The following is a 13,351-nucleotide window of genomic DNA, read 5'->3' as shown; positions in this document are numbered from 1 at the left end:
AACGCGATGATCACTTTGAAGTACTTCGCCGCCGTCCGCGCCGCTCAGAAGAGCCAGCGTCCGCTCGCCGAAATGCCACCGTTCGACATCAACCGGCTGCGTTCCAAGAGCGGCTTTGCTTCCCGCATCGCCGGCTTTCTTCTCAGCGATCCGCGCTGGCTGCTGGCGCTGCTGCGCCGTTTCTGGCCGAATCTCGGCTTCGGCAATTTCTTGCTCGTCACCAAGGGCGCGGATGTTCGCGACATATTGGAGCGGGGCGACGAGTTCGAAACGCCTTACGGGCCGGAAATGGCCGAACTCGCCCGGGGCTCGAATTTCATTCTCGGCATGCAGGACGGCGCCGCGTACCGGCAGATGAAATCGGCGGTGCTGAGCGCGTTCCCGCCGGCGGAGGTCGAAGCCGCCGTCAGGCCGATCGCCGAGCGCCATTCGCAGGATATCATGACCCGCGCCAGCCCCGGCTTCGATGCCATCGCCGGATTGATGAAGATCGTGCCGGTTCGCATCTGCCGCGACTATTTCGGCCTCGAGATCGACGACGAAACCGAGTTCGCCGACTGGTCGATCGCGCTCAGCGCGCTGTTCTTTTCCGATCCGACGGCAAGTCCCACCACGCGCCAGCTTGCCGTGGTCGGAGGCGATCGGCTGATCAAGGTCATAAACCGATCGATCGCCGCGGTCAGGGAGAGAGCGGGCAAAGACGACCGGCCGCTTGCCCGTCTCGTCGCGCTGATGGACCAAGGGCGCCTGTCGTTGCCCGACATTCATTCCATCATGCTCGGCATGGTCGCAGGCTTTGTGCCGACGAACGTGCTTGCCGGCAGCAATTGCCTGGATGTGATCCTGTCGCGATCCGATGCGCGGCAGGCTGTGGATGAGGCCATCGCGGCCGGCGACACCGACAAGCTCGACCGGGCGATCATGGAAGCCATGCGCTTCAAGCCGATCTGGATCGGGCCGTGGCGCTATACCAGGCGTGACGCGGTCATCGGCAAGGGCACGCGCCGCGAGCGCCTGGTCAAGGCCGGAACGGTGGTCATGCCGGCGACGCTTTCAGCAATGTTCGATCCGGAGATCGTGCAGCGGCCGAACGAGTTCGATACGTCGCGCCCGCATCGCGACTACATGGTTTTCGGTTACGGCATCCATCTGTGCATCGGCGCCGAGATCGCCCGCATCCAGATCGGCGAATGCATCCGCGCGCTGTTCAGCAAACCGAAGCTCGCCCGCGCGCGGGGCAGGGCCGGCAAGATGGTCAATGTCGGCGCCTATCCGGCAAGCCTCAAGGTCGATTTCGAGCGCCCGCCGCTTTGCCGCACCGCCGACCAGTCGATGGTGACGGTTGTCTGCCCGATCACCCGCCCCACGCCGCTCGATGCGGTGCGCGACAAGGTCGCCGACCTAGGCAATCCCGCGATTGGCGAGATCAGCGCCGCACTCGACAAGGTCGCCACCATACATTTCACCAGCCTGGCCGTCGCTCCCACAGGCAGGGACAAGAAGACGGGGGTCGAGACCGGCGCGCTGGTGTTCGAAATCTCCGGCGACGGCAGCACCGACGACGTCATTGCCGCCATTGCGCAATCGATCGGGTATCGGCTGCGGCCGATCTTCAGGGATGTCTGCGGCCTGCCAGATGGCGGCTCGCTGGAGGACTTCCTGAAGAAGAACCACATCGAGATATCGCCCTCCTTCGGCAGCGCCGCGGGGCTGGTTTTTTCCGGCACGCCCGGCCATTCCGTACGCCGCATCCTTGCCGAGGCCAAGCTCGCCGACAGCGTGCGCGAGATCGCCGAAAAGCCGCGCGTGGGCGCCGGCAACGCGATGGACGTGCTGGCCGAGGCGCGCCGGCATGTCCGCTGCCTCGGGCAATTCGGCTGGGCGTTCGAGCCAGCCGAAAGCCTGCTGGAAAGGCCGCCCGGCCACTGGTCGCGCGCGCTGACAACGACGCTTTTGACGCCGGCGATGTTCGCCACCGTCGCGATCGTCGTTCTCGCCTTTTGGCGCATGACTTATGTGCTCGTGTTCGGGAACCCGCATGGCGTCACCTTCGCCAATATCGCTATCGCCGGCGCCGCGCTTCTGCTGACGGTGCTCGGTCTGCTGGCTATTCTGGCTCTGTTCGTGGGCCTTTGCTTCCTGGCGTTGCGGCGGCTCGAAGACAAGGACCGGCCGGCGAACACGCCGGTCGATATCGGCGCGCTCGAAAAGATCCTCGCCAATGAGGACCACTGCGCGCAGAACAATTTGACGGCGATCTCGACGATGAAGCCGGGCATCTTGCGGCGGCTGGCGCTAAGGCTCGCCTTCTACCTGATCTCGATATCGGCGCAGAAAGTCTTCAGGCCTGGTTTCCTCGCCACCATTAACACCATTCATTTCGCCCGCTGGGTGCTGCTGCCCGGCACCGACAGGCTGGTGTTCTTCTCCAATTACGGTGGCAGCTGGGAGAGTTATCTGGAGGATTTCATCGCCAAGGCTTCGGCCGGCCTGACCGGCGTGTGGAGCAACACCGAAGGCTATCCGCGCACGCGCTGGCTGTTCCTCGACGGCGCGCGCGACGGCGATCGTTTCAAACGCTGGGCGCGGCGCCAGCAGGTGCCGACGCTGTTTTGGTACAGCGCCTATCCGCATCTCAACACCACGCGCATCCGCATCAACTCCAGGATCAGGCGCGGTATCGCGTCGGCCACCGGCAACGAGGCGCGCGACTGGCTGAGCCTGTTCGGTTCGCTTCCGCGGCCGCAAGCGCGGCCGGCAGACGCGACCAGCCTGGCTGGACCGGCGTCCGCGCCGCTCGAAGAACTGGAATCCGGGGAAATCCAGTCGATCTTCTTCGGGCCGTTCGGTGCGCTCGGCTATGCGCATATGCTTGCGATCGAGGTGCCTGACGGTTTGTCGGCGGCGAAGCGCAAGGCGTGGCTCAACTTCGTGACCGAAAAAACCAGCTTCGGCGACGGCGTGCCGGCCGGCCGCGCCATGACGGTGGCGTTCGGCCCCAACGGCCTGCGCCGGCTGGGGCTCGAGGGCGGAGTCGACGACGAGCCGCTGGACACGTTTCCTGTCGCTTTTCGCCAAGGCATGGGAACGCCCGAGCGCAGCCGCATCCTCAACGACACCGGTCCCGACGCCCCGGACAAATGGCAGTGGGGATCGCCCGCCAATCCCGCCGACGTCGTCATCGTCTGCTATGCCGGGACGCCGGCCGCATTGAAGGCGGAGATCGCGGTCATGAAGCGACAGACGACAGGCGCGGGGATGTCCGTGGCCGCCGAACTGCCGCTGATGGTTCGGCGCGACGGCAAGCGGGCCGTCGAGCATTTCGGCTTCGTCGACGGCATCTCGCAACCGATCGTTCGGGGCACGTCGCGCGCCGCCAAAGGAGCCGCGCCGATGCATTTGCTGGCACCGGGCGAGTTCCTGTTCGGCTACCGCGACGAGCACGGCTTCTACCCGGCTTCGCCGTCGGTGGACGCGGCGCTGGACCGAACCGGCATCCTGTCGCAGGTGCGGCGCAACCGTCAGATACCGGGGCAGCCGCCTCCGCCGCGCGATTTCGGCCGCAACGGCACCTTCCTCGTCCTGCGCCAGTTCGAGCAACATGTCGAACTGTTCGACGATTATTGCAGGAAGGCCGCGACGCAGGCAGCATACGAGACTGGCGACGCCGCCATCACACCGCATTGGGTGGCGGCAAAGATGCTCGGTCGCTGGCAGGACGGCAGTTCGCTGGTGCGCAATCCGAACGGACGCCCGGGCCGTGGCATCGACAATGATTTCGCGCTGGGCGCCGAGGATCCGCAGGGGCATGCCTGTCCGCTCGGCTCCCACATACGCCGGTCCAACCCACGCGATTCGCTCGGCGAGGACCGCGAGACGCAGATCAGGATCGGCAAGCGCCACCGCATCCTGCGCGTCGGCCGCACCTATGAGAAGAAGGGCAAGGGCGGGAAGACCGAGAAGGGCCTCCTGTTCATGTGCCTCAATGCCGATATCGAGCGTCAGTACGAATTCATCCAGCAAACCTGGGTCTCGTCGAACTCGTTCCAGGGTCTTGTCGGCGAGACCGATCCGACGATCGGCGCGCGGGGCGGCGGCGGCCGGTTCTCGATCCCATCCTGGGAAAAGGTCACGGTGCTCAAGGATGTGCCGCAGTTCGTCACCACGAAAGGCGGCGGCTATTTCTTCATGCCGAGCCGGTCGGCGCTGCGCTATCTGATCTCGCGGCTCTGACCGGGTGCGCTGAAAGCAGTTCGTCGTTTCTCGAAAGCGACGAACCAGCGGAGCAATGGCGAAGGCGCCGCGCGGGCTACGGCAAAGGCGTCGAGCCTGCTCAGTCGTCGTCCTGCGATTCGGCGATCTGGTTCAGCGCGGCGGCGTTGGTGATGCGCAGGCCGCCGCGCTTGATGGCGATCATGTGCCGGCTGCGCCAGTCGTTCAGCGTCTTGTTGACGGATTCGCGCGTAGCGCCGAGGAATTCGCCGAGCTCCGACTGCGAAATCGGAATCCAACCGGCAGCGTCTGCCATTACGCCGCTCAGGAACACCAGCCGCTTTGCCAGCCTGGCCTCGATACCGAAAAAGGCCTGGTCGCCCAGCTCGCCGCTGACCCAGCGCAGCCGCGTGCACAGCAATTCGATCATCGCGCGGGCCAGAGACGGGTTTTTCTCAATGCGGTCGAAGAGTTGTGTCCGGCTCAGAGAAACCAGCTCGCATGCCGTAAGGCAGATGGCGGTCGCCGTGCGCGGGCGCCCATCCAGGGCTCCGATCTCGCCCACGAGGCTGCGCGACAGCTCGATATTGGCCACCAGTTTTTGCCCACCGGGCGAATAGATCGAAATCTCGACGGTTCCGCTCATCACGCCGTAGATGCGGTCGGAAGCGTCCTCCTGGACGAATAAATGCTGGCCGGCGGCATAGCGCTCAAGCTTGCAGCCGCCGAACAACAGATCGAAGTGGCGCGGGTCGATGCGCGCCAGGCGCGGCAGGTTCCTGTCGTCCGCGCCATTTGTAGCCATGATACGATTCCGCCTCTCGTTAGACGGAAATTGTAGGATAAGTGCGTGCTCGATCAAAGCGTCGTCTCCTTCTGTGATGGCTGACCGAAATCGGCGGGTGGCGGACAGACGTTCCAGGTCACGCGTCACACGCCGAAATCGGATAAGCCGGCAAACTGTAAGGAGACCGGGCGCACTGGCGGTTGCGGGCCGATCTTGGAACGCCATCCGCGCGCTTGGGTGGGAGGTGCCCATGCGCGCAGACGGCAAACCTGAAAATGGCTAGGTGATCGAAATTTCTCCTCGAGAACCGCATCCATATCGCAGTCCGGCAGCAGCTTCGGACGCCATAGTCAGCTCAGGCCGTCGATGCCGCCGTTGCAACATCTGAGCGCAAGCCCTGTTCGGCGTATGTGAAGGCGCTCACAGATATACGCATCTGGCGGACCGATGGTTATTTTAGAAGTGTATGGTCTTTGCTTTGCAACCTGCATGATTGCCTAGTCGGCAAATAGATCAACCGAAGTATGGCTGGAACCTTGTCTTGACTACAGGTGACGGTCGGCCTCATGGTTCATTTTGGGGAGGGGCAGGCCATGGCAGCCGCGAAGGGACTCCTTGTAAAGGTTCGCGGCGACGGCGCGGGGCTCTCGGTCCGAGGCGGGCCGCCCCGGATTGGCGGCATCGAAGCCGAGCCGATCCTCTCTCTGCCTGCCGACGCAAGTGCCGGCATGGCCGCGGCCGGGGGTCGCGGCGCCACCTGGTTGCGGTTGGCCACGGACGCCGCCGATACAGACAACCCCTGGGACCATGCCCACGATCTTGTCGCCCGGAACCCGGCGCTGGCGGCCGCGGGAGCCGAGGTGCTCGCAATCGAGCCCGATATCGTGCAGCAGTGGGATTATAAGGACAGCGGCGGCGATCGCGGCATGGCGGCAAGCGCAGCTCCGGTCTGTGCATTCGACGATCAGGACCCGCAGGGCGGACAGGCGGTGGTCGCGGGGCGCATCGCCTGGAATGCCGCGCCGGACTTCAGCCAGTTCGCGGCGGCGCGCGAGAAGGTAGGCGCCAAGCAGGCCAACATCACCATCGCCCATCTCGATACCGGTTTCGATCCGGGCCATCAGACCATTCCCGCCGCGCTTCTTACAGCGCAGCAGCGCAATTTCGTCGACGACGGGACGGGTCCGAACAACGCGACCGACCACGCTCCGGCCGGCACGCTGACCAGCAATCGCGGCCATGGAACCGGCACGCTCAGCCTGCTTGCCGGCAACAAGCTCGACGGCTCCTCGCCGCACTGGCCGGGCTTCAACGATTTCGTCGGCGGTGCGCCACTGGCGAAAATCCTGCCGGTGCGCATCGCCGACTGGGTGGTGCGGCTGACCACCGGCACCATGGTGCAAGGCATCGACTATGCGCGCAAGCAGGGAGCGCAGGTGTTGTCGATGAGCATGGGCGGCCTCGCCTCGCAGGCGCTGGTCGACGCCGTCAACCTTGCTTACGACCACGGTGTGGTCATGGTCACGGCGGCCGGCAACAATTTCACCATCACGCCGCGCAGCATCGTCTATCCCGCGCGCTACAATCGGGTGCTTGCGGCCTGCGGCGTGATGGGCGACGGGCGCGCCTATGCCGGACTCTCCTTCGGCACCATGCAGGGCAATTACGGGCCGCCTTCGAAGATGGATACGGCGCTTGGCGCCTACACGCCGAACGTGCCCTGGGCCGAGATCGATTGTCGCAAGGTGGTCGATATGGACGGCAGCGGCACCTCCGCCGCGACCCCGCAGGTCGCGGCCGCGGCCGCTCTCTGGCTCGCCGAGCACTGGGACGTGGTGAAGAATTACCCTCAGCCCTGGATGCGTGTCGAAGCCGTACGCAAGGCCTTGTTCGCGAAAGCCCTGAAATCGACGGCCAAGATGAATGCGGCGGAGACGAAGGAGAAGATCGGGCAGGGCGTCTTGCGGGCCTTCGATGCGCTGGGCTTCCCTCCGCCGGCGGCAAACAGCCTGACCAAGCTCGCTCGAGCCACCTATACGTGGAGCTGGCTGGACCTTTTGACCGGAGGGAATTCGTTGGCGGCGCCACCACCGGCGACGCTTCGGCAGCGAACGATGTTCGCGCTGGAACTGATGCAGATGGCGCAAACCACGGCGGCAGTCGACCAGGCGATCGCCGACCCGGATGGCGATCCGGACAAGGTTTCGGCCGCGGCGCGCAACCGCTACCTGGAGGCGGCGCTCGACCAGGGCAATCCGTCGAAGCCGTTGAAGGCCTTTCTGGAAGGATGGCTGGGCCGGCCAGGCGCCAGCGTAGCGGTTCCGGCGCCAGTCATGGGCCCGGCACCGGCCATTAGGCGCAAGCCGCGGCCGCTGCCGCCGCCGCAACGGCGCCTGCGCATCTACGCGCTCGACCCGTCGGTGGCGAAACGGCTGGATTCGGTTTCGGTCTACCAGGCGACGCTTTCGGTGCCGTGGGACGACGAGCCTGCGACCGACAGGCCGTTGCTGCCCGGTCCGATCGGCGAATATCTCGAGGTGGTCGATGTCGACCCCGCGTCCGACCGCGTCTACGATCCGGTCGACCTCAACGACAAGGTGCTGCTGGCGCAGGACGGCCTGCCGCCTTCGGAGGGCAATCCGAAATTCCACCAGCAGATGGTCTACGCGGTGGCCATGACCACGATCGGCCATTTCGAGCGCGCTCTCGGCCGTCGGGCGTTGTGGGCGCCGCATTACGCAGCGGCTCCCGGCCGCACCGGCGATATGACGGTGAAGGCGCATTACGTGCCGCGCCTGCGCATTTATCCGCATGCGTTGCGCGCCGAGAATGCCTATTACAGCCCGGAAAAGAAGGCGCTGCTGTTCGGCTATTTCCCGGCGACCAGCAATCAGGGCGATGTCACCACGCCCGGAACGACGGTGTTCTCGTGCTTGTCCAGCGACATCGTCGCGCATGAGATGTCGCATGCGCTGCTCGACGGGCTGCATCGTCGCTTCCAGGAAGCGTCCAACCCGGATGTGCCGGCCTTCCACGAGGCCTTCGCAGACATCGTCGCGCTGTTCCAGCATTTTACGTTGAAGGAGCTCGTCGGCTTCGAGATCGGCAAGGCGAGGGGCGAATTGTCGGCCGCTTCGCTGCTCTCGGGCATCGCCAAGCAGTTCGGCGAAGGCAGCGGCAGGGCCGGGCCATTGCGTGAATATGGCGGCGCCGGCATGGCCGAGCTCGACTACGACAAAACCTTCGAGGCGCATGACCGAGGCTCGATCCTGGTTTTCGCTGTCTACCAGGCTTTTCTGGCCATCGCCGACCGGCGGACGGACGACCTGATCCAGCTTGCCACTGGCGGCTCCGGCATCCTGCCGGCGGGCACCTTGCATCCGAGCCTGGTCGAGCGCCTCACCGACGAGGTTGCCAAGACCGCCACGCAGATGCTGACGATGTGCATCCGCGCGCTCGACTATTGCCCTTCCGTCGACATCACTTTCGGCGAATATCTGCGCGCGCTGATCACCGCCGACCGCGACGCCTACCCGGACGATCCGCTGCACTATCGCCTCGCCTTCCTGGAATCGTTCCGCAAGTGGAAGCTGTTGCCGCGCGACGTTCGCACCATCTCGGAGGAGACGCTCGCCTGGAGCGCGCCGGAGGATCCGTCGCCGGTCTGGCTGAAAGGCCTGCTCGGCAAGATCGACCTCGGCTGGAACCAGAAATTGAAGCGGGCCGAGATCTTCGCGCTCAACGACAAGAACCGTTATGCGCTGTGGAAGGCGATGCACAAGGCCTTCGCCTCCGATCCGGACCTCTACAAGCAGTTCGGCCTGCTGCCCGATCTGCCGCGCTACAATGACGACGGCACGGTCATGCACCCGCCGAAGAAAGGCGAGACGACCTTCGACATCTACAGCGTGCGCCCGACGCGACGCGTCGAGCCGGACGGCTCGTTCCGCGTCGAGGTGGTGGCCGTGATCCAGCAGCGCATTCCGGTTGCGCTGGACGGCACGGCGATGCCGCAAGGCATGGCCAAGGGCGAAGGCTTCTTCTGGTTCCGCGGCGGCGCCACGATCATCATTGATCCGCGCGAGCGCTTCGAGGAAATCCGCTACTCGATCATCAAGAACACCGGCAGCGCGGACCGGCAGAAGCGTCAGGCCGGGACGATGGCGGCCAACTATCTCTCGCCGCTGCGAGCGCTCTATTTCGGCGGCGAAGTATCGGAGCCTTTTGCGTTGTTGCATGCCAGCGACGGAGACGACGACCATGTCTAGAAAACCGGCGGCAAGAACAAGGCCGGCAAAATCGGCTCCCGCGGCGACGCCGGCATCGGGCATCACCGTCAGGCATTACTGCCAGGGCATCGGCGACTGCCACTTGCTGACGTTCAAGAAGCCGGACGGTAAACCGTTCCGCATTCTCATCGATTGCGGCATTCATGTCTCGATCAAGAGTGGCTCGGCGCTGGTCTCCGACATCGTCGCCGACCTCAAGAAGGAGACCGGCGGCAAGATCGACATCCTCGTCGTCACGCACGAACACTGGGATCATGTTTCCGGCTTCCTGACCGCCAAGGACCTTTTCAAGGATTTTGTCGTCGGCGACGTCTGGATGGCCTGGACCGAAAATCCTGCCGACGCGGAGGCCGCGGAGCTCGACAAGTTCAAGGGCCAGGCGCTGGCGGCCTTGCAAGGCGTGGGCCAGAAGCTCGACGGGATGCAGGGGCTCAGTTCTTACATGGCCGGCATCCGCGACGGCCTGCAATCGGTGCTCGGCTTCCAGTTCGGCGCCGCAGGCGAGCGGGTGCGCTCGGCCCGCGACGCGGCGGCAAAACTGTCGCAAAAACCGTCGCCGACCTATTTCGAGCCTGGCGGGCCGCCTGTGACGATCGACGCATTGCCAAACCTGCGCGTCTATGTGCTCGGTCCGCCGCGCGACAAGGCGGCGCTTCGCCTCGAGGAAAAGGCGAGCGAGATGTTTCCGCTGGCCAGCGGCGGTCCGTACGCGCGGGCGCTGACGAGCGGCCTCAAGATCAACGAGGCGGCCGATGCCGGTTACGTCGACGAGCTCAGTCCGTTCGAGCGCAATGTCGGCACGCCGCTCTCCGCGGCGCTCGCCGGCGACAAGGGCAGCGATCCGGCCATCGACATCGCCGCCTATGTGCGCAAGCATTATTCTGGGCCGGTCTCGGCCGCGGCATCCATGGAAGACCGCGACCAGTCCTGGCGGCGCATCGACGCCGACTGGATGGGGATCGCCGCCGACCTGGCCTTGCAGCTCGACCGCGGCGTCAACAACACCAGCCTGGTGCTTGCCTTCGAGTTCATCGACAGCGGCCGGGTGCTGCTGTTCCCGGGCGACGCCCAGATCGGCAACTGGCTGAGCTGGAAGGACCTGAAATGGCCGGTCGGGCAGGGCACCGTCACATCGGCCGATCTTCTGGCGCGCACCGTCTATCTCAAGGTCGCGCATCACGGCAGCCAGAACGCCACGCCGCAGAAACAGGGTTTCGATCTGCTGATGAGCAGCGACCTGTCGGCCTTTATCCCCACCAACAAGGTCGACGCGGTGAAAGTGCACTGGGGCGAGATGCCCTATGACGGCGTCCTGACCGCGCTCGAGACAAAGACCAAGGGCCGCGTCATCCGCGCCGATGATCCATGGCTGGCGGACAAGAACGGAAAGCCGGCTTTTGCCGCGCCGTCCGGCTCGGTCCAGGCGGTGCGCAGCGCGCCACGCGATGCGGCACGCGGGCCGGGCGGACTGTGGGTGGAAGTGGATCTGGTTTAGGACCACCGGAACGCCGCCGCGCGGCAGGCGCCGATCAGTCCGGCCTCAAAGCCGATTGCGAAAAATCGAAAACCGATTTATGGAGCGAGCGGCTGAATGAGGGCGGCCACTCAACACATTGCACAAGGTCGCCCCATGCCCGATCAATTCTCGCGCGTCATCGCCTTCCTTGCCGTGGTCACGGCCCTGCTGTTTGCCGGGCTGCATTTCCATCAAGGCCACATCATCGCCACGCTCTATTTTATGACCGGCGCCGTTCTGGTGACCGCCGTGACGCGCATGAATGTGAGGCGAGGGCTGATCTAGAATCCGGTTGTCGGGCCATCCAAGCAGGTCGAATAGACGGTGCGTGGATTGAATCTGAGACCTTCTGTGTTCACCCACGCTGGACGGCGGCGGGCTGAAGCTTCGAGCGGAGGCGCCATGCCATTGCGTGGCCCAATCGAACGCCTGGACGTTCGACTGCCGTATGCTGCATGTGAGCCAGCGGAGTGATGACGAGGACCGAAAAGGCAAACGAGGCGAGTGCCAGTGTGATGGGAGAAACTCCTGCATTGACGGCCTTTGCGAGTAGCTCAGGCATGTTCCAAAGAGCGATCAGCACCAATGGGTGCAACAAGTAGAAGCTGAAAGAGATGCGGCCGAAATACCTGGCCACAGCCATCAGACGACCTTTCCGCAACGGAACGCCATAGGCGATCAACGCCGAGATAAAACCCGCGAAAGCCGTCTCGAAAATCACGGACCAGTTGGACCACCATCCAAGCAAGGGGCGCGAGAGTGCGAACCCGGCGACCGCGAGGGCGAGCGACAGGGCCGGACGAGCAAGGCGAGCGACTATCTTCCTTCCATAGGCACAAGCGATCATTCCGGACACGAACGAGTAGAGGTTCCCTAACGAAACGCCCTTTCCGGGCGTTCCAGACCACTGCCCGCTGAATGACAGGCCGAGCAAGATGAGGGCGGGCAGAACCAGAGCGACAGCGCCCCATCGCCGCCAGGACCAATAGAGCAAAAAAATCAGTGGGGCCGCGATCATTTCGGTTTGGAGCGACCACATCACGCCGTTGATGTCGGTACGTAGCAACAGCGCATTGGCCATCACATTCCTGGTCGTATAGACCTCGGCCGGCCCAAGCGACATGCCGGTCAGCAGAAACAGTCCGACGAAGATCGCGATGGTTGAAAAGATGGCAGGGTAGATGCGCAGAACACGTCCTATGAAAAATGGGCCGGCGCTGGCCTTGAGGTCATCCGTCTGCCGACTGAGCATCATCATGAGAACGAAGCCGCTCAGGACAAAGAAAAATACGACGGCGCCGTGGCCGTTCCCGGCGATGCGGAAAGCCGCATCAAGGTAGCTTTGGCTTCGATACGAGCCCTGCACCAAAGAGACCGCTTGCCGCGTCGCATCATAATATGTCGCCTGACCGCAATGAAAGAGCGCGACCATCAGCGCGGCGACGCCGCGAGCTGCTTCGAGGCCAGATACGAATTCACGGCGCGAGATAGCGATATCCCCCATGTCGCTGACGTTTCCCCGCAATCTCCTCTTGATGCGCTCGGACGGCACCGGGCGGCATCCCCCGAAACCGACTGTGCCCAATTCGAGCCGCATAAGCTCCATTCCCTAGGCGCATTTGCGCGGAGGTCGTCATAAGAACTGTGGAAAACCAAGGGAAATGGTGGGCGATGCAGGGATTGAACCTGCGACCCCACCCGTGTGAAGGGTGTGCTCTCCCGCTGAGCTAATCGCCCGCCTGTGGCCCGAAGGCCGAAGCGAGCCGCGATATAAGGTAGGCGAGCGCGCGAAGTCAAGGCGATGTGCCAAGCTTATCGCGCGGATCGGTTTCCGGTTTCTCAACCGTCCCAATCCGAGCGCGCTCAGCGTGCCGCCGCGATCAACCGCTCGGCCAGTTGCGGCGTCAGCGTGTCGAAATGCGAGATCACCAGAGTTGGCTCGAATTCGCGCACGTGGCGGTCGGTGTAGCCAAAATCGACCGCGACCACCGGAATGCCAGCTGCCTTGGCGGTGTCGATGTCGGTCTGCGAATCGCCGATCATCAAGGCGTTCTCCGCATCGCCGCCGGCCAGCCTGATTGTCTCGGTGAGATGGCGCGGATCGGGTTTGCGGAAGGCGAAAGTGTCCTGGCCGCAAATCGCGGCAAAGTAGTTCGACAAGCCCAGCGCGCCGATCAGCGTCGCGGAATTGGCTTCGTATTTGTTGGTGCAGACCGCCATCAGATAGCCGGCGGCCTGGAAACGGTCGAGTGCGGCGACGACGCCGGGGTAGGGGCGCGACTTGCCGGGAATGTTCAGCGTGTAATGGTCGAGGAACAGCTTCAGCAGCCGGTCGTGCTCCTCCGCCACCAGCGCCTTGTTCTGCGCGGCATGCGCGCGTTCGATCATCACGCGGCCGCCATGGCCGACGAAGCGTCTGAAGCCGGCTTCGTCGACAGCGGCGAGGTCGCTCGCCGCCAGGCTGTGGTTGAGGCTGTCGAGCAGGTCGGGCGCGGTGTCGATCAGCGTTCCATCCAGGTCGAAGACGATGATCGGGCGGGTCATGGG

7 protein-coding genes and 1 tRNA gene are annotated in these 13,351 nt (G+C 64.2%); 4 read left to right on the top strand and 4 right to left on the bottom strand.

Annotated features, from left to right (window positions below; genetic code table 11):
• Positions 1–6 precede the first annotated feature (6 nt).
• Entirely contained in the window at positions 7–4,233 is a 4,227-nt protein-coding gene (locus LB525_RS23550) for a cytochrome P450 (RefSeq protein WP_224547694.1), read from the top strand.
• Between the two features lie 100 nt (positions 4,234–4,333).
• On the opposite strand, the gene LB525_RS23545 is transcribed toward LB525_RS23550, so the two are convergent.
• Entirely contained in the window at positions 4,334–5,017 is a 684-nt protein-coding gene (locus LB525_RS23545) for a Crp/Fnr family transcriptional regulator (protein WP_140843458.1), read from the bottom strand.
• 575 nt (positions 5,018–5,592) lie between these two features.
• Here LB525_RS23545 and LB525_RS23540 point away from each other — a divergent pair.
• From LB525_RS23540 to LB525_RS23530, 3 genes are all read left to right on the top strand, one after another.
• Positions 5,593–9,267, top strand: a complete 3,675-nt coding sequence (locus LB525_RS23540) for a S8 family serine peptidase (RefSeq protein ID WP_224547683.1) — start codon at positions 5,593–5,595, stop codon at positions 9,265–9,267.
• Positions 9,260–10,783, top strand: a complete 1,524-nt coding sequence (locus LB525_RS23535; protein ID WP_224547681.1) for an MBL fold metallo-hydrolase — start codon at positions 9,260–9,262, stop codon at positions 10,781–10,783. Before LB525_RS23540 ends, LB525_RS23535 begins: the two co-directional genes overlap by 8 nt.
• A 135-nt stretch (positions 10,784–10,918) precedes the next feature.
• Complete coding sequence (locus LB525_RS23530) at positions 10,919–11,089, top strand: hypothetical protein (RefSeq protein ID WP_224510045.1); 171 nt, start codon at positions 10,919–10,921, stop codon at positions 11,087–11,089.
• A 70-nt stretch (positions 11,090–11,159) separates the two neighbouring features.
• Here LB525_RS23530 and LB525_RS23525 read toward each other — a convergent pair whose 3' ends face one another.
• The 3 genes from LB525_RS23525 to LB525_RS23515 all read right to left on the bottom strand — a co-directional run bounded on the left by LB525_RS23525 (position 11,160) and on the right by LB525_RS23515 (position 13,348).
• On the bottom strand, positions 11,160–12,401 hold the full coding sequence (locus LB525_RS23525; protein WP_224547669.1) for an acyltransferase family protein: 1,242 nt from the start codon (positions 12,399–12,401) through the stop codon (positions 11,160–11,162).
• A 65-nt stretch (positions 12,402–12,466) separates the two neighbouring features.
• Positions 12,467–12,541 (bottom strand) — tRNA-Val (locus tag LB525_RS23520).
• Between the two features lie 126 nt (positions 12,542–12,667).
• Entirely contained in the window at positions 12,668–13,348 is a 681-nt protein-coding gene (locus tag LB525_RS23515; RefSeq protein ID WP_224547956.1) for a phosphoglycolate phosphatase, read from the bottom strand.
• Positions 13,349–13,351 lie beyond the last annotated feature (3 nt).

The organism is Mesorhizobium sp. CA16 (genome assembly GCF_020165175.1).
GTDB lineage: Bacteria > Pseudomonadota > Alphaproteobacteria > Rhizobiales > Rhizobiaceae > Mesorhizobium.
Note: the sequence above shows the minus strand (reverse complement) of the source record. Positions and strands in the feature narration are given on the sequence as shown.

Excerpts from the sequence above, each read along its gene's own strand:
- LB525_RS23535 (WP_224547681.1), top strand. The coding sequence starts at position 9,260 with ATGTCTAGAAAACCGGCGGCAAGAACAAGGCCGGCAAAATCGGCTCCC.
- LB525_RS23515 (WP_224547956.1), bottom strand. The coding sequence starts at position 13,348 with ATGACCCGCCCGATCATCGTCTTCGACCTGGATGGAACGCTGATCGAC.
- LB525_RS23545 (WP_140843458.1), bottom strand. The coding sequence starts at position 5,017 with ATGGCTACAAATGGCGCGGACGACAGGAACCTGCCGCGCCTGGCGCGC.
- LB525_RS23525 (WP_224547669.1), bottom strand. The coding sequence starts at position 12,401 with ATGCGGCTCGAATTGGGCACAGTCGGTTTCGGGGGATGCCGCCCGGTG.
- LB525_RS23550 (WP_224547694.1), top strand. The coding sequence starts at position 7 with ATGATCACTTTGAAGTACTTCGCCGCCGTCCGCGCCGCTCAGAAGAGC.
- LB525_RS23540 (WP_224547683.1), top strand. The coding sequence starts at position 5,593 with ATGGCAGCCGCGAAGGGACTCCTTGTAAAGGTTCGCGGCGACGGCGCG.
- LB525_RS23530 (WP_224510045.1), top strand. The coding sequence starts at position 10,919 with ATGCCCGATCAATTCTCGCGCGTCATCGCCTTCCTTGCCGTGGTCACG.